Source organism: Gammaproteobacteria bacterium, assembly GCA_033720895.1.
GTDB lineage: Bacteria > Pseudomonadota > Gammaproteobacteria > Natronospirales > JAJUFS01 > JAWWBS01.
The window spans coordinates 1-16,971 of record JAWWBS010000052.1; the positions used below are offsets into that span (position 1 = coordinate 1).

At 62.6% G+C, this 16,971-nt stretch carries 13 protein-coding genes; 1 reads left to right on the plus strand and 12 read right to left on the minus strand.

The window, feature by feature from the left end; all coding sequences use genetic code 11:
• The 11 genes from R3217_08170 to mrcB all read right to left on the minus strand — a co-directional run.
• Positions 1-382 (minus strand): phosphate ABC transporter, permease protein PstA (locus tag R3217_08170; GenBank protein MDX1455413.1); only part of this gene is annotated, 382 nt, incomplete at its 3' end.
• Between the two features lie 2 nt (positions 383-384).
• Positions 385-2,658, minus strand: coding sequence for an ABC transporter permease subunit (locus tag R3217_08175; GenBank protein ID MDX1455414.1), 2,274 nt, complete (start codon positions 2,656-2,658; stop codon positions 385-387).
• A gap of 25 nt (positions 2,659-2,683) precedes the next feature.
• The gene (locus tag R3217_08180) at positions 2,684-3,505 is read right to left on the minus strand and encodes a lysophospholipid acyltransferase family protein (GenBank protein MDX1455415.1); all 822 of its coding nucleotides are present in this window, start codon (positions 3,503-3,505) and stop codon (positions 2,684-2,686) included.
• A gap of 115 nt (positions 3,506-3,620) precedes the next feature.
• Positions 3,621-4,775, minus strand: a complete 1,155-nt coding sequence (locus R3217_08185; protein MDX1455416.1) for a porin — start codon at positions 4,773-4,775, stop codon at positions 3,621-3,623.
• Between the two features lie 270 nt (positions 4,776-5,045).
• Complete coding sequence (locus tag R3217_08190; GenBank protein ID MDX1455417.1) at positions 5,046-6,023, minus strand: phosphate ABC transporter substrate-binding protein PstS family protein; 978 nt, start codon at positions 6,021-6,023, stop codon at positions 5,046-5,048.
• 123 nt (positions 6,024-6,146) lie between these two features.
• Complete coding sequence (gene phoR / locus R3217_08195; GenBank protein MDX1455418.1) at positions 6,147-7,433, minus strand: phosphate regulon sensor histidine kinase PhoR; 1,287 nt, start codon at positions 7,431-7,433, stop codon at positions 6,147-6,149.
• Between the two features lie 46 nt (positions 7,434-7,479).
• Positions 7,480-8,169: a phosphate regulon transcriptional regulator PhoB gene (gene phoB / locus R3217_08200; protein MDX1455419.1), complete on the minus strand. Its 690-nt coding sequence runs from the start codon at positions 8,167-8,169 to the stop codon at positions 7,480-7,482.
• 78 nt (positions 8,170-8,247) lie between these two features.
• Entirely contained in the window at positions 8,248-8,943 is a 696-nt protein-coding gene (gene tsaB / locus R3217_08205) for a tRNA (adenosine(37)-N6)-threonylcarbamoyltransferase complex dimerization subunit type 1 TsaB (GenBank protein MDX1455420.1), read from the minus strand.
• Entirely contained in the window at positions 8,943-10,859 is a 1,917-nt protein-coding gene (locus R3217_08210) for an ATP-dependent DNA helicase (protein MDX1455421.1), read from the minus strand. The genes tsaB and R3217_08210 overlap by 1 nt, the downstream gene beginning before the upstream one ends.
• A 53-nt stretch (positions 10,860-10,912) precedes the next feature.
• Positions 10,913-11,377, minus strand: a complete 465-nt coding sequence (locus tag R3217_08215; protein ID MDX1455422.1) for a hypothetical protein — start codon at positions 11,375-11,377, stop codon at positions 10,913-10,915.
• The gene (mrcB, locus tag R3217_08220) at positions 11,377-13,731 is read right to left on the minus strand and encodes a penicillin-binding protein 1B (protein ID MDX1455423.1); all 2,355 of its coding nucleotides are present in this window, start codon (positions 13,729-13,731) and stop codon (positions 11,377-11,379) included. The genes R3217_08215 and mrcB overlap by 1 nt, the downstream gene beginning before the upstream one ends.
• 251 nt (positions 13,732-13,982) lie before the next feature.
• Between mrcB and R3217_08225 the strand changes: the two genes are divergently transcribed.
• The gene (locus tag R3217_08225) at positions 13,983-15,725 is read left to right on the plus strand and encodes a phosphoenolpyruvate carboxykinase (GTP) (GenBank protein ID MDX1455424.1); all 1,743 of its coding nucleotides are present in this window, start codon (positions 13,983-13,985) and stop codon (positions 15,723-15,725) included.
• 65 nt (positions 15,726-15,790) lie between these two features.
• Here R3217_08225 and R3217_08230 read toward each other — a convergent pair whose 3' ends face one another.
• Positions 15,791-16,711 carry an FHA domain-containing protein gene (locus R3217_08230; GenBank protein ID MDX1455425.1) on the minus strand — a complete coding sequence of 307 codons (921 nt, stop codon included), beginning with the start codon at positions 16,709-16,711 and terminating at the stop codon, positions 15,791-15,793.
• Positions 16,712-16,971: the final 260 nt, after the last annotated feature.

Here is a 16,971-nt window from a genome sequence, read left to right on the forward strand (position 1 = left end):
CGTAGTCGGTAATGCGCGGCGCCAGCAGGTAGCGGAAATCCGAACCCAGGGCGTCGCGGTTGCCGGTCTTGACCAGGTAGCGATCGACGAAGTCCTTGTCGGTCTCCAGCGTCATGCCGGATTCGCGGATGCGCGCCGCCGTGACGCTTTCGGTATCACGGATCGAGCCGACGACAAGGCTGACCGTGCCATCCGGCTCGACCACGCGCATTTCATGGACCGTGCTGGGCCAGAAGTGCGACAGGCCACGGACGGCAATCAGCAACAGCAAGCCCAGCACCATGATCATGCTGATGCTGACGGCGCCGGCGTTCAGCCAGACCCACGGCGAACCACCTTTCCACCAGGCCTTGAAAGCGGGTTTTTGCTCTGCATTTCTCATGATCAGATTGCGCTGTATTTGTTACGCAGCCGCTGGCGAATCAGCTCGGCAAGCGTGTTGAAGAAGAAGGTGAAGATGAACAGCACCAGCGCTGCCAGGAACAGCAGCCGGTAATGCGAGCTGCCCACTTCCGATTCCGGCATTTCCACCGCGATATTGGCGGACAGCGTGCGCATGCCCTGGAAGATGTTCGCGTCCAGCACCGGCGTGTTGCCGGTCGCCATCAGCACGATCATGGTCTCGCCAACCGCGCGGCCGAGACCGATCATCACGCCGGAGAAAATGCCCGGGCTGGCCGTCGGCAATACCACGCGCACCAGCGTCTGCCAGGGTGTGGCACCCAGTGCCAGCGAGCCGTAGCTCAGGTGCTTGGGCACACCGAACACGGCGTCCTCGGCAATGGAAAAAATGGTCGGGATGACCGCGAAGCCCATGGCGAAGCCGACCACCATGGCGTTGCGCTGGTCGTAGCTGATGCCCATTTCGGTCGACAGCCACTGCGGCATGTTGCCGCTGAAGAACACGTTCTCGATCGGTCCCGACACGCTGAATGCCAGCCAGGTCATCAACACGATCGGCAACACCAGCAAGGCCGCTTCCCAGCCAGCCGGCACGCGGAAGCGGATCTCTTCCGGCACGCGCGTCCAGGCAAAACCGGTAATGATCATGCCGAGTGGCAGCAGCAAGAGCAGCAGGAATATGCCGGGCAGGTTCTGCTCCATCAGCGGTGCCAGCCACAGGCCGGCAAGGAAGCCGAGAATGACAGTCGGCAGGGCCTCCATCACTTCGACCGAAGGCTTGACCAGCTTCCGCAGGCCCGGGGTCATGAAGTAGGCCGTGTAGATCGCGCCCATGATCGCCAGCGGCATCGCAATCAGCATCGCGTAGAAGGCGGCCTTCAAGGTGCCGAATGACAAGGGCACGAGGCTGAACTTGGGCTCGAAGTCGTTACTGGCCGAGGAGGACTGCCAGACGTAATCCGGCTCCGGATAGCTCTCGTACCAGACCTCGCCCCAGATGGACGACCAGGAGACTTCCGGATGCTCGTTGATGACTTCGAAATTGGCCAGCCTGCCCTGCTCGTCCAGCAGCATCAGCCAGTCGGAACGCGGCGAGATGGCCGCCCTGCGCAAGGACGCATCAGCGATCCGCTGTTCAATCAGCTTGCGCTCCGATGTCGAATAGTAAATACCGAGCTCGCCGGAGGCATGCCCCACGAGGAAACCCTTGCGACGCTCTTCCGGCTCGATGAAGGTGACCGGGCTGTCGACACCCTCGAAGCTGCGAATCTTCTCCAGCGTGTAGGCGATGCCGGATTCGCGCACCGGGAAGAACTGGTGAACATTGCCCTGCTCCGTGCCGGCCATGACCGAAATGCCACCCGTGAGGAAATTCAGGGCGGTCAGCTCGGTGCCCTTGGCCGTGAAACGGACCCGCTCGTTCAGCGACAGCTCGCCAGCGCGCTGGCGCAGCACCATGCCGACACCGGAGCGACCGGCCAGGTACATCCATTCCTGCTGCGGATCCATCAAGGCAAAGGTAACGGCTTCGCGATCAGGCAGCGCATGCGGAATCCGCAGGCTGTCGATCTCGCCGACGGACTGTTCACCGGTGAGGAAGTTGCTTTCCAGGCTGATCGTGGTCAGCAGGATGTCGCCCGAGGCAAGCACGCTGAGGATGCTGGCCGTGTCTTCGCCGCGCCGTCCTGCCACGGCGACGATGGCTTCGCCGTCGTCGCTGATCGTGATTGGCTCGTCGGTCAGCGGCTTCAGCAGTTGCGGTGTGATCTTGCGCTCGGTGCCCCGCGGATAGGTGATGGTGTAATCCGCCGCAAAGAACTGCACCGTGCCGTTGTCGAAACCCGCGAGCCATTCGTGGCCGGCGAGTGACACGCTCGACACGGCGGAAACCCGGGCGCCGTTACCCAGCTGTTCTTCCAGCACCGGCTCGCCGTCAGCCGTGCGGAAGAAGCTCGCCGAGCCGTCTTCGGTCAGTTGCATGCCAAGCACTGCCTGCTCTTCGAGGCTCAGCATCAGGATTTCCTGGCCGTCCGCGTGCTGCTCCAGCACCTGCTCGGACTTCAGTTCTGCCGAGGCAAACAGTGGCAGGACCACATACAGCAGGTAGAAGAAGATCAGCATGATCGCCACGATCACGCCAACGCCACCTACGGACACGGCGTAGTGCGCAACGCGATCCTTCAGGCTGCGCATGCGGCGTCGCGCCGTGTTCTTTGTCAACTCGGTGGCATGCTTGGTGCTTGCGGCTTCCGTCATTGTCCTTTCCAGTTCTGCAGCAGCATCAATGGCTGCTCTGTCTTTCGCTGGCAGGCTCGCCGGCCGGGCCGAAGCCCAGGCGCGCCTGCGTCGATTCGATGCCCGTTGCCACGGCCTGCTCGGCACGGGTCGCAATGTCCCGCAGTTCCGTATGCTCGACCGGGAACGCCGGGTGCCAGGTCACGTGGATCGCCGTACTGGATTTCCAGCAGACGCCGATGATGCTCTGCATGAAGCTGTAACCATCGATGAACTGCACGGCGTCCCAGTCCGCACCGGCCTGGATGGATTCGAGGCGATACGTGATGCTGACCGGCTGCACGCTGGCATTGACGCGCACCGCCGGCTGGAACAGCCGCGGCTTGAAGCGTCGAATGCCTTCCCCGCCCGAGGTGGTGCCCTCGGGGAAGAACAGCAGTTCATCGCCGCGCTTCAAGCGCCATGTCATGGCATCGATCGCTCGCGCCGCACTGTCATGCTGGCCACGCTCGATAAACAGCGTGCCCGCGTTGCGCGCGAACCAGCCCATGATCGGCCAGTTGGCCACTTCGCTCTTCGAAATGAAGTGCGGGCCGATCCACTGGCCCATCACCACGATGTCCAGCCACGAGACGTGGTTGGCGGCAATCAGTACCGGGCCGGGAGCCGGCTGGCCTTCGCTGCTGATACGCAAGGACAGTACGCGTGCCAGCAGGCGAAACCAGTGACGCCCTGCCCATACGACCGCACGCTCGTGCGACTTGGTCGACACGGCGCGAATCAGCACCAGGGTACTGACCAGCGGAATCCCGTACAGGAAAACGATCAGCAAGCCGGTGAAGCGTGTGATGAAGCGCAACAGTCTCATGGATTGTCGGCACCTTGCATGTCAGTTCGACAGTCGATCCGGGTTTCAGGCCACAATACAGGAAAGGGCCAGCCGGTTCGGACCCGGCTGGCGCCATCCCTGCATCACGCAACGATCAGAAGTCGAAGGACATCCGGACCTGGATGGCATTCGGCTCTTCGGTGGCACCACCGATGTACTCGCCCTCGGCCATCACGTAGTTGAACATGAAGCGGAGGTTCGGATTGACGTAGTAGTTCGCACCGATGGTGATGTCGGTCAGTTCGCCACCGGCGAAACCGGCATCTTCGTCATTCAGGTCGACCACGCTCAGGCGCAGACCCAGCTCCCAGACTCCGCTGGCCTTGACGCGACCGAAGCTGCCCTTCTTGTACGGACGCGAGGTCACGCCATCGAGGAAGTAGCTGACAAAGGCGTAGTAGCCGGAAAACGCTGCGTCCTCGAAGCCATCGGCACGAGCAACGTCAGCCGTCATGAACTCGCCCTGCACGGACAGCGGACCCGACACCCAGGCAGCTTCGACGCCCAGCTTGGTCAGCGTATCCACGCCGGCAAAGGTACCGGTGTCGACCAGGCGCTCGGCCAGGTGGGCCGACGGACGGGCACGGAAACGCAGTTCCTCGAGATCGCTGTCGGCAGCCTCTTCGATGGCCACGGCGGCACCAAGATGGAACAGGCCGTCATCCGACTTGCTCAGCAGCGTCGTGTAGCGGGCACCCAGGCCGAGGCCCTCGTCGCCTGCCGGCTCGAAACCGACCGGCTGGCCGTAGAACGAAGCCGCAAAGGTCGAATCGTTGCTGGCGCTGTTGTAACCGACACCGATACGACGGCTGGTCGCAAAGATCGCGTTGCCGCTGCGCTCCATGAAAGTGATGTACTTGGAGCTGGTCAGCTCTTCCAGGCCGAATGGCTGCTTGAACTGGCCAATGGTGACCGACGCGTTGTCCAGGCCGCTGTAGCGAACGTACAGGTCCTTGGCGGTCAGGTCGTCGCCGGCGAAGTCGTACTGCGCCTTGTAGTCCCAGTTCTGGTAAAGGGTGCCGGAAGCAAACAGGCGAGCACGGCGGAATTCGTAGCCGTTGCTCATGGGCACGTTGTCTTCATCAAAAATGGCGTAATCAAGCTGGATGCGGCCACCGAACTTGAAGGAGAACTCGTCGCCGTTCTCGGCGCTGAGGCCACCCTTGGTGGAGACGTCGGTGGCAGCCGTTGCCGGCATGGCAACAAGCAGGCCAGCCAGTAGAGCAATCGCGGTACGGGTCGGTTTCATGTCTTCCTGTCCTCTAACGTTGTCAGGATTGATTAGCAGTCGTTGTTCTCAAGCCGGATCAGGGTTCCCCCCCATGGCTGAGCGCAATGATAGGCGCAGGAAGTGACACTTTTATGACAATTCCGGCGCCAGGATGAAGTTTCTGTGACAGGAACTGTCACCCGGAAGGCCCATGGTTGCGGGCTTTCCACAAAAAAGAGCCCCTCGCGGGGCTCTCAAGATGACAATTCGCAGGAGGGTAGCGAATCAGCGGGATGTCACCAGCCGGGCTTACTGGCTGATCATTTCCCGGTACTGCGCCGCAACCGTGGCCGGCAGCGGGATGTAACCATCCTTCACGACCACTTCCTGGCCCTGCTTGGTCAGGATCATGGTCAGGAATTCGCGAACCAGCGGATCCAGCGGCTCGTTCGGGTGCTTGTTGATGTAGACGTACAGGAAGCGACCCAGCGGATACTTGCCGGACACCGCATTCTCCGGGCTGGCCGCGATGAACTCGCCGCCTTCCCGCTTGGCGATCGGCAGCGCACGAACACCGGAAGTGACGTAGCCAATGCCGGAATAACCGATGGCGTTCACCGAGGTGCCGATGGACTGCACCACCGAGGCCGAACCCGGCTGCTCGTTGACGGTCGGCTTGAAGTCGCCCTTGCACAGCGCCTTGCCCTTGAAGAAGCCGTAGGTGCCAGAGACCGAGTTTCGACCATACAGCTGGATGTCACGGCCAGCCCACGCGCCCTCGAGGCCGAGGTCACCCCAGGAGTCGACGTTATCGGCTGCACCGCACTTGCGGGTCGACGAGAAAATCGCATCGATCTGCGGAATGCTCAGGCCTTCGATCGGGTTGTCCTTGTTGACGAACACGGCCAGGGCGTCGATGGCGACCGGCACGGCCAGCGGCTTGTACCCGTGGCGCTTTTCGAAGGCTTCGATCTCGCCGTCCTTCATCATGCGGCTCATCGGGCCGAGATTGGCGGTGTTCTCGGTCAGCGCCGGCGGTGCGGTGGAGGAACCCATGCCCTGCACCTGGATGTTGACGTTCGGGTAGGCGCGCTTGAACTCCTCGGCCCACAGGGTCATGAGGTTGTTCAGCGTGTCGGATCCGACCGACGACAGGTTGCCGGAGACGCCGGCGGCCTTTTCGTAAGCCGGCAGGTTCGGATCGACACGACCCTCGTCACCCGCAGTGGCCAGCGGCGCACTGGTCAGTGCAGCGAGGCCGAAAATCATTGCAGTTTGCTTCAACATGTCTTTACCCCTTTGGGACCTGGTTGCTGTTGCTTGGTTGTCGGGGAGAACTTTGCCGGAGGCAGATGACAGTTTGATGACAGTACGATGAAGCCTGCGTAACAGCCTGGGCGCTGCCAGGTGTCAGTCCAGCACGCGGCTGGCAGGGAACAGGCAGCTGAAGCGACTGCCCTTGCCCGGCGTCGAGCCGATATCGAGCTCCGCCCCGTGCCGCTGCAGCACGTGCTTGACGATCGCCAGCCCGAGCCCGGTGCCACCGCGATCGCGGTCGCGTCCCTCGTCCACCCGGTAGAAGCGCTCGGTGAGCCGTGGCAGGTGCTCGCGGGCAATGCCGATACCCGTATCACTGACGTCCACCCGGCCCCTGCCCGCGTCGACCGACCAGCGCACGGTGACCTTCCCGTCCTCCGGCGTATAGCGGGCCGCGTTGAACAGCAGGTTGGAAAACGCACTGAACAGCTCGTCCCTGCTGCCACGCAGGCTGGCATCCGACTGCAGTTCCAGCGAGATGTCCTGCGGGGCGCCCGGCAGCAGCCTGGCCTGTGCCACCAGCGATTCCAGCAGCTCGCCCACCGCGACCCTCTCGTTCTCCATCGCTTCGCCCGCAGTCTCCAGGCGCGACAGGTGCAGCAAGCCCTCGACTATCTGGGCCATGCGTTCCGCCTGGCGTGACATCTCCTGCAGCGGTTGCTGCCATTCGTCCTGCAGGGAGGGCTCGTCCTGCATGGCTTCGATGTAGCCACGCATCACGGTCAGCGGGGTGCGCAGTTCGTGCGAGGCATTGGCGACAAATTGCTGGCGTACCTGTTCGAGCCGATGCAGGCGGGTGATGTCGCGGATCAGCATCAGCCGCTGGCCGTCCCCGTAGGCTGAAATCTGCAGGGACAACTGCTGCTCGTCATCCAGCGGCGACGGCAGTTCCAGCGATCGGGAAAAGTCGCCTTCGACCAGGTAGCGAACGAACAGTGGATTGCGCAGCAGGTTCGCCACCCGCTGCCCGACGTCCTGGCCGGGATCCAGCCCCAGCAGGCGGGCAGCGGCATCGTTCAACCAGAGGATCTGCCAGCTGCGATTCAGCAGCACGGCGCCATCCGGCATCGCGGAGGTGGAATCACGGAATGCGCGTATCAGGCGGGCGATGCGTTGCTTGCGACGACGATTCTTGCGGAAGTGACGATACAGCTGGTAGAAGACATCGCCCCAGATCCCGGCCGCCTCGGGCGGCATGGCCCGGCGATCATGGATCAGCCAGTGCTCCAACCGGAACAGCCAGAAAAGCATCCAGCCCAGGTACAGCAGCAGGGCCAGCAGCAGGCCGGCCAGTGCCGAGCCATACATGGCTCCCAGCACCAGGCCCGCCAGCAACAGGCCGGCAAGGCGAAACAGTTCCCTGACCCTGCTTTCCTGCATGTGGCGTCCTCAAGAATGATTCATGGCTGGCGAGAGCGTGCCGGGCTCACTCCACCGAGAAACGATAGCCTGCGCCGCGAACCGTCTGGATGTATTCATGGCAGCCGGACGGCGTCAGCGCCTTGCGCAGGCGACGGATGTGCACATCCACGGTGCGCTCCTCGACATAGACATTGCCGCCCCAGACCCGGTCCAGCAGCTGGCTGCGACTGTAGACACGACCGACGTGCCCGAGGAAGAAGCGCAACAACTTGAACTCGGTGGGACCGAGCTCGACCGCCTCGCCATCGGCGCTGACCCGGTGACTGGCCACGTTCATGGAAAGTTTTCCGGCTGCCAGGACGTCGGCGTCGCCTTCCGGCGACACGCGCCGCAGCACGGCCTTGATGCGCGCCACCAGTTCACGTGCGGAAAACGGCTTGGTGATGTAGTCATCCACACCGCTTTCCAGGCCGCGAACCTTGTCATCTTCTTCCGCGCGAGCGGTCAGCATGATGATCGGGATCTCGCGCGTCAGCTCGTCACGCTTCAATGAGCGCGCAAACTCGATGCCGCTGATGTCGGGCAGCATCCAATCAAGCAGGATCAGGTCAGGCAGATGTTCTGCAATGCGCTGGCGCCCTTCCGCACATTCCGCCGCCTCGCTGACCGCGAAGCCCGCCTTGCGCAGGCTGAAGCCCACCATTTCACGAATGGCGGCTTCATCCTCGACTACCAGTATGATCTTTTCGCTCATCGGGACCCTTGCCAGTCAAACCCGCAAAGCATTACAGCATCCGAACATGACAGTTTGGTGACAGCCCTGCCAGTCCTGTCAGGCTTTCTTCCACGCGACTTCATCGCGCAGGTAAACCGGGATTCCCTCTTCCACGGGAACCGCCGCCACGAATCGGCTGCAGGCAATGACATGCTGCGCATCAGGCCGGATGGCGTCCATGGCCGGGCCCTTGCCGTGCCTTGCAGCCAGATCACGCAAGGCGTCATAGGCGGCAAATCCCGGCCCCGCAGCCACCCAGTCGTCGCCCCGGCCTGCCGGCCAGCGCAAGGCCGTGGGCATGGCCAGCGATTCCTCGGCAACGGTCTCGATACCCTGCTCGCTGCATTCGAAAGCCGCCCAGTAAATCTCGTTCATGCGTGCATCCAGCGCCGCCACGACACGCGCTTCGCCGGACTCCAGGAACACGCGCCAGGCCAGCGCCTGCAAGCTGGATACCGGCAACAAGGGTATGTCGAGTCCCAGTGCCAGGCCCTGCGCGATCCCGGCCGCCACCCGCAGCCCGGTAAAGGCACCGGGACCTCGCCCGAAGGCCAGCGCCTCCACATCGGACAAGCGCACACCGGCGTCCTGCAGCAGGCGCTCGGCCTCCTTCAGCACGTCGCGCGAGGGCCGCGGGCCTTCGAGCGACGCCTGTTGCAGCTCGCCCGTCGGCAGCTGCAAGGCCACCGTCGTGATCTCGGTCGACATGTCGAGTCCAAGCACGGTTTGATGGGAATTCGTCTGCATGTTCATCAGGACAACTCGTTCAGGAATCGCAAGGTGGTCGAGGCATCACGGGTAATACTGATATCCGGCAGGCTGTCCAGAAACACCTTGCCATAGGACTTGCCGTAGAGACGATTGTCGCAGATCACCATCACGCCCGTGTCGGTGACATCGCGTATCAGCCGACCGAAGCCCTGCTTCAGGCCGATCACTGCTTGCGGCACCTGGTAATCCATGAAGGGATTGCCGCCCCTGGCGCGCACCGCATCAAGCCGTGCCTGCAGCACCGGATCGCCCGGCATGGCAAACGGCAGCTTGTCGATGATGACCAGGCTGAGCGCGGCGCCGCGCACATCCACGCCCTCCCAGAAACTGCCGGTACCCAGCAACACGGCGTCGCCCGCCTGGCGGAAACGTTCCAGCAAGTGCGCTTTTGGCATGTCGCCCTGTACCAGCAAGGGGTAGTCGATGTGATCCTGCAACAGCCCGGCTGCTTCCCGCAGCGCGCGGTGGCTGGTAAACAGCACGAAGGCCCTGCCCCGCGAAGCACGAATCAGCGGCAAGGCCTGGCGCGCCACGGCACGCGTGAAGCCCGGGTCGCTGGGTGCCGGCAAGCCCTGCGGCACGAACAGCAAGGCGTTGTTGGCATAGTCGAAGGGACTGTCGAGCAACTCGACACGCGGCTCGTCCAGCCCCATGCGCTCGATGAAATGCTTCACGTTCCTGCCGACCGACAGGGTCGCGGACGTGAATATCCAGGCCGTCGGGCGTGCATAGACCTGCTGCTGCAATTGTTCGGCCGGATCGACCGGTGTGGCGTGCAGGATGAAGTGCCGGCGTGTCAGCTCGGCCCAGCGAATCATGCCCGGTGCATCGGCTGCATCGAGCTGGTCGAGGCGTGCCTGTGCCAGTTCGGCTCGCTCGTGGCAGTTCTCCAGGCCTCGCGACTCTGCGGCCAGCGTTGCCGTCACTTCGCGAAACTCCGCCAGCGCGGTCTGCAATGCTTCCAGTGCTGCCTCGACGCCCTGTCGAGACCGACCTTCGCGCCAGGAAAACCGACCGATGTCCTCGCCAAGTCGCAGCTTCAGGTCGCTGGCACGGAATTCCAGCTGTCGTGCCCGGTCGCCAAGCTGGTTGGTATCACTCGCGACCTTCAAGGCCTCCGCCAGGGTATCGCGTGCCAGGCCGACCAGCTGGCGACTGGACACGGCACTGCCGAAATAATTCGACGCCAGCTCCGGCAACTGGTGCGCCTCGTCGATGATGACGGCATCGGCACCGGGCAGGAGCTCCCCGAAACCTTCTTCCTTCAGGACCATGTCGGCCAGCAGCAAATGGTGATTCACCACCACGACATCCGCTTCCTGGGCACGCCGGCGCGCCTTCACGACAAAACAGTCGTTGTAGAGGGGGCATTCACTGCCAAGGCAGTTTTCACTGGTCGACGTGATTCGCGGGCGGAGCGGAGAATCCTCGGCCAGCTCCACCAGCTCGGCGAGATCTCCACTGCCGGTTTCGTTGCCGAAGCGTGCAACGCGTTCCAGCTGCGACATGTCGCGGCGCGAAGACACCGAGGCTTCCTCGCGCGCGATGTCGAGTCGATGCAGGCACAGGTAATTGGCACGACCTTTCAGCAGGGCCACGTCGACAGGACGACCAGTGGCCGCTTGGACCGCCGGCAGGTCGCGATGGTAAAGCTGGTCCTGCAGGTGCCGGGTACCGGTGGAAATGATGACCTGCTTGCCGGACAACAGCGCTGGCACCAGGTAGGCAAAGGTCTTGCCGACACCTGTCCCCGCTTCCGCCACGAGCACCTGTGATTCGTCGATGGCAGCCGCCACGGCACCCGCCAGCACCCGCTGTTGCTCCCGGGCGCGGAAGCCCTCGATGCAACGTTCGAGCTCGCCACCGGTCGCGAACCAGCTGTCCATTGCAGCGGACACCGGCGCCTGCTCCGACATTCCGGCCGGTTGTGACTTGTCAGGGGACACGTTCATCAGTCGCGCAGGCGTGCGGCCTCCTGCCTGGCTAGCTCGGCCTCCTGCTGGTTGCCGATCCGGGTTTCTGCCGCTGCAATGAGATCCCAGGCCTCGGCCTGCATCTCCTCGTTGCCTGCCGCATGAACGTAAGCCAGTCGGGCAAACTCCTTCGCCTGGAAGGGATCATCCTGTTCCAGCCGCAGCCAGCCGAGGCGCAAGCGTATGCGCGGATCGCGTGGTGCTATCCGCAGGGCACGCTCGACAGCTGACGACGCGAGATCGGGATTGCCCGCCTGTTGCTGGCGGTTGGCCTCTTCCAGCAAGGCAATGACCGCCGGGTTCTGTGGCCGTTCGGCCAGGTCGGCACTGCCACCCTGGTAGAAATCGTCACTGCCCTGGCCGTCGTCGACCGGCGGGCTGCTGGCACAGCCAGCCAGTGCAATCACCAGCAGCAACAGGCCACCACGCAATCCAGACAACATCACTGGAACACGCTCTTCATCTTGTCGACGAGATTGCCGCCACAGGCCGGTTCGTTGTCAGGCGCAGAACCCTCGACGAAGGGCAGGCGCCTGGCCGTATTGCACCCTTCGGAGGCGCGTTGCCAGGAACGCATGTCGACCAGCACTTCTTCGACATTGTCGGGCTTGACCGGGCGATACGACTCGGCGGCAATGTTGCGCATCAAACGAATCCAGACCGGCAAGGCACCACTGGCACCGGTCAGGTTGGACGGTTCGTTGTCATCGCGGCCCACCCAGACCACGCTGAGCTGATCGCCCGAATAACCCGCAAACCAGCTGTCGCGGTAGTCGTTGGTGGTGCCGGTCTTGCCAGCAACGCCGAACGGCAGTTGCGCAGCGCTGCGGGCCGTTCCTTCGCGTGTCACCCATTGCAAGGCCCGATTGACCACGTAGGTCGCCGCCATGTCGGTGGATTCCTTGACCTCGAGATCGTAGCGCGTCAGGGGCTGGCCGTCCGGACCGATGACCTCGCGAATGGCACGCAACGGCGTGCGGAAACCACCAACGGCCAGCGTGTTGTAGATCTGCGCCACTTCCATCGGGGTCATGGTTACGGCACCCAGCAGCAAGGAGGGATAAGCCGTCGGTCGCCTTCCGAAGCCCAGCAGCTGGAGGTTGCGTATCACCTCTTCGACGCCGACCCCGAGGCCGACCTTGACCGTCGGGATGTTGTAGGAATTGACCAGTGCCGAGTAGATGGGAACCGTGCCATGGTACTCGCCCTTGTAATTCTCGGGCTTCCAGACCTTGCCATCCGGCAACTCGACTTCCAGCGGCTGGTCCTCCACCAGTGTTGCCAGCGAGAAACGATTCGGCTGGTTGAACGCCGACAGGTAGACCACCGGTTTCATCAACGAGCCGATCGGACGAACCGCCGACAGGGCACGATTGAAACCTGCAAAGCGCGCATCGCGACCTCCAACCACGGCCCTGACTTCCGCACCATCGAGACCGGTAACCACCACTGCACCCTCGAGGCTCCCTGCCGGCAGGCCACGTGAACGCTCGATGCTGGTCAACTGACCATCAAGCGCCTGTTCGGCCTCGAGCTGGATGTCGGGATCGAGGGTGGAGAAGATCTTCAAGCCGGCACGAGTGAGTTCGCCTTCGTTATAAAGCGCGGCCAGCTGTTCCTTCACCAGGTCCATGAATGCCGGGTAGTAACTGGTACCAGCCGGGGCATCCTGGGTGACACCCAGTGGCTTCTCCCGGGCGGCACGCGCAGCGGCATCCTCGAGAACGCCCTGGTCGACGGCAATATCCAGCACCTGGTTGCGCCGTTCGCGGGCGCGCTCGGCGTTGCGACGCGGATCATAAGCGGCCGGCCCGCGAATCATGCCGACCAACAGGGCCATCTGGTGAGGCTCCAGTTCCTGGATGGGTCGCTGAAACCAGAAATGGCTTGCCAGGCCGAAGCCATGGATCGCCCGCTGGCCATCCTGGCCGAGATAGACCTCGTTCAGGTAGGCCGACAGAATGTCCTTCTTCGAATGGAACATTTCGATCGCAAAGGCCATCACGGCTTCGTTTGCCTTGCGCACGAAGCTACGTTCCGGTGTCAGGTAGAAATTCTTCACCAGCTGCTGGGTAATGGTGCTGCCGCCCTGGTCGATCTGCCCTGCCTCGATGTTCACCGCGGCAGCACGCAGCACCGACTTCGGATCCACCCCTGCGTGTTCGTAGTAGCGACGATCCTCGACCGCGAGCAGCATGTCGACGAGCAACTGGGGCACTTCGTCGACACTGGTGACGATGCGATCCTCGCCACTGGCCGGGAAGATGTTGCCGATCAGAGGGGGGTCCAGGCGCAACAGGACGACCTGGTCGTTCCGCCCCGTATCCTTAATGCTGGCAAGCCGGTCACCGGAAAACTGCAGGCTGACCTCGCGGCTGTCCTGGGTGCCATCCCAGAAGACGAAACCGCGGGTGACCAGGCGCAGGCCGTTACTGAAGGTGGAATAGCTGCCTTCGCGATCCGGAACCTCGACCTGACGGTAGCCCAGGCGTTCCAGTTCACGAATGACCGCAGCACGGGAAATCTGCTGATCCGGGTAGAGTTCCAGCGCACGGGCGTATACACGTGCAGGCTGGTCCCAGCGATGCGCAGCGAAGGCTTCCTTGGCGCTGTAACCGAGCCAGCCAGCCCAGCCGAGTCCGGCCAGCAAAAGCACGACCACCAGGAACAGGATGAAGCCCTTCCAGCCACTGCCCCGCTTTTTCCTTGGCTTGCCCTTGTTGCGCATGGCCTCAAGCTTGCGAATGGTCTCATCGCTGCGGCGCTTGAGCACTTCCTGCACTGTCCGCTCACCCATGTCTCCCCTCCTGGGCAAATATTCAGCTATTACAATAGTTTAGTCGACATTATTCGACAAATTCCGGGACACGGATCACGCCCCCCGCGTCAGTCTGCAAGAGTACACCAGCGCGCCATGGAAAATGGCCTCCGGGGGTCCGATTTCTCGATTGGGGCAGGTATAATGGCGCGCTTCGCAGCCGCTGGCGACCATTGCCTGCGGCTTCCGGTATGAAATTGGCCGACTTCCGGCCGGAACTAGGGGTTGAAATGACTACGAAGAATGCCGAGCTCGCCGCCTGGGTGGAGAGTATTGCCCAGCTGACCAAGCCCGACACGATCCGCTGGTGCAATGGCTCGGAGGCCGAGTACCAGGAGCTGATCGAGCAGATGCTGGCCGACGGTACCCTCGAGACGCTCAACGAGGAAACCTACCCGAACTGCTACCTGCATCGTTCCGACCCCAACGACGTGGCTCGCGTCGAGCACCTGACCTTTGTGTGCACCAGCGAGCAGGAAGATGCCGGCCCGAACAACCACTGGATGGCACCCAGCGAGGCGCACGACAAGATCGATGCCTTGTTCGACGGCTGCATGCAGGGTCGCACCATGTACGTCATCCCCTACTGCATGGGTCCGATCGATTCACCCTATGCCCGCTGCGGCGTGGAGATCACCGACAGCCCTTACGTGGTCGTCAACATGCACCTGATGACACGTGCCGGTGACAAGGCCCTTGCCCGCATCGAGAAGGACGGCAGCTTCGTCAAGGGTCTGCACTCCACCGGCGACCTGGATCCGGAAAAGCGCTTCATCATGCACTTCCCGGAAGAGCTGACCATCAAGTCGATCGGCTCCGGCTACGGTGGCAATGCCCTGCTCGGCAAGAAATGCCATGCCCTGCGCATCGCCTCCTACCAGGCGCGACAGGAAGGCTGGCTGGCCGAGCACATGCTGATCGTCGGCCTGGAAAGCCCCGAGGGCGAAAAGAAGTACGTGGCTGCTGCATTCCCGTCGGCCTGCGGCAAGACCAACCTCGCCATGCTGATTCCGCCGGAGTCTCACAAGGGCTGGAAGATCTGGACGGTTGGCGACGACATCGCCTGGCTGCACTTCGATGATGAAGGCCAGCTGCGGGCCATCAACCCCGAGGCCGGTTACTTCGGCGTGGTGCCGGGCACCAACCGTGCGACCAACAAGAACGCCTTCGACATGATCACCCACGACACGATTTTCACCAATGTCGCGACCACCGACGATCGCGAACCCTGGTGGGAAGGCCGCAAGAAGAACACGCCGACCGTCGACTGGAAAGGCAATCCGTATGACGGCGAAGGCCCTGCGGCCCATCCGAACTCGCGCTTTACCGTCTCGGCGAAGCAGAATCCCTGCTACGCACCGGAATCGGAAGATCCGCGTGGCGTGCCGATCTCGGCCATCATTTTCGGTGGTCGCCGCAAGTCGGTCGCGCCGCTCGTGTACGAAGCCAATGACTGGAACCATGGCGTACTGGTTGCCGCCGGTGTGGCTTCGGAAACCACCGCCGCTGCTACCGGTGCTGTCGGCGTGGTCCGCCGTGACCCGATGGCCATGAAGCCCTTCTGTGGCTACAACTTCGCCGACTACTGGGGCCATTGGCTCGCCATGGGCAAGAAGTCCGACAAGATGCCGGGCATCTTCCACGTCAACTGGTTCCGCCAGGATGACAATGGCAAGTTCACCTGGCCGGGCTTCGGCGAAAACCTGCGCGTGTTGCGCTGGATTCTCGACCGCACGGCTGGCAAGGCCGAAGCCGTGGATTCGCCCATCGGCAAGCTTCCTGCCAAGGGTGCGCTGGATACGGCAGGCCTGGATATCGATGCCGCTACGCTGGAATCCTTGCTGTCGATCGACAAGGCGGAATGGCAACAGGAAGTGGCGGCCATCAGCGAGTATGTCGAAAGCTTCGGTCAGCGCGTCCCGGCCGAGCTGAAGGAGCAACTGGCAAAGGTAAAAGCTGCCCTGGCTGCCTGATCTCTAGGCGGTTGCCAAAAAAAACCCGGGTCATACCCGGGTTTTTTAATGCTTGAAGCTGATGCTCAGGCTGCCGTCATGGCCTCGTCCAGCACCGACCCGGGCAACCAGGTGCCCTTGCTGGAGACGTCAGTCAGGCCGATTCGGCCATCGCCCTTCCAGGCCACCACCAGGTGGGTACGCGACACATCCATCGGCGCTCCGGTCAGTGCGACCGTTGCCTGGCTGGAGCGGCCAATGGTCGTGCGCTCGCTCTCCATGGGAAGCTGGACTCCGTCTTCCTCGAAATAGAGATTGCCATCGGTATAACGAAGCAGGATCTTCCAGCGTGCCAGGTAGACAGGCAACTGGTCCCCTTCCTTCATGTGAACGATGATTTCCCGTTCGCCCGGCATGCGACGGTAGTCACGGCTGCGGGTCATGGCCGCTGCCGTATCGTCCTCGTCGCCATCAGGCTCGGCTTCCATCGGCGCACCTTCGGCGACCATGGATTCGATCTCGGCCGTTGCCAGGGGGTCCGGCGTATCGCTGGCGGCAACTTCGATCAGTCGATCGAGCAGCGCCTTGCGCTGGCGCAGGTATTCTACAAAACGTTCGACCGATTCGCGCTTGGCCGACTCGTCGAAATCATCGGAACTGGAAATGGCAAACAGGATGGCCGGCCACTGGCGCTCGTCGGGCAATACATCGATATCCATTTCTCGCCAGAGCATGTCCATGGGCATGCGATTCTCGACCACCTGGAGCAGAAGTCCGAGCACGGCCTTGTAGAGCCGCGAGGTCTTGGCACGCTCGTGATCGAGACGCTGGGCCGGAAAATCCTTCAAGCGGGAAAGGGTCGATGCGCTGATCTGCGCGCGGCCCTTGAGGAAGTCCTTGAGATCCTCCGGTGCGTCGAACTCGTGCTGCTCGCTACCCAGCGACAAGGTCAGTTTGCGCCCCATGACACTGCGCACGCTGCCGCGAATGGCCGTCTTTATACCCATGATCGTATTCCATCTGTACGAGACATGCTGACAGCCTAGCGCCGAAAATCATGGGGAACCTAGACCCAAGTCACAATTTCAGAGCCCAGGTTTCCCCAATATTTTCAACCAGTTAACGCGCTCAGTGGTGACAGGGCCTTAGTATGGGCCCTGCACCCCACCGGGCTCGTTGCACTCGCCTTCCAAGGGATCGCAATCATCCGTCTCGAAGGTCTCTTCTTCGCTCTGGTCTGCCGGCATGGCGATACCCGAGCCGAGCA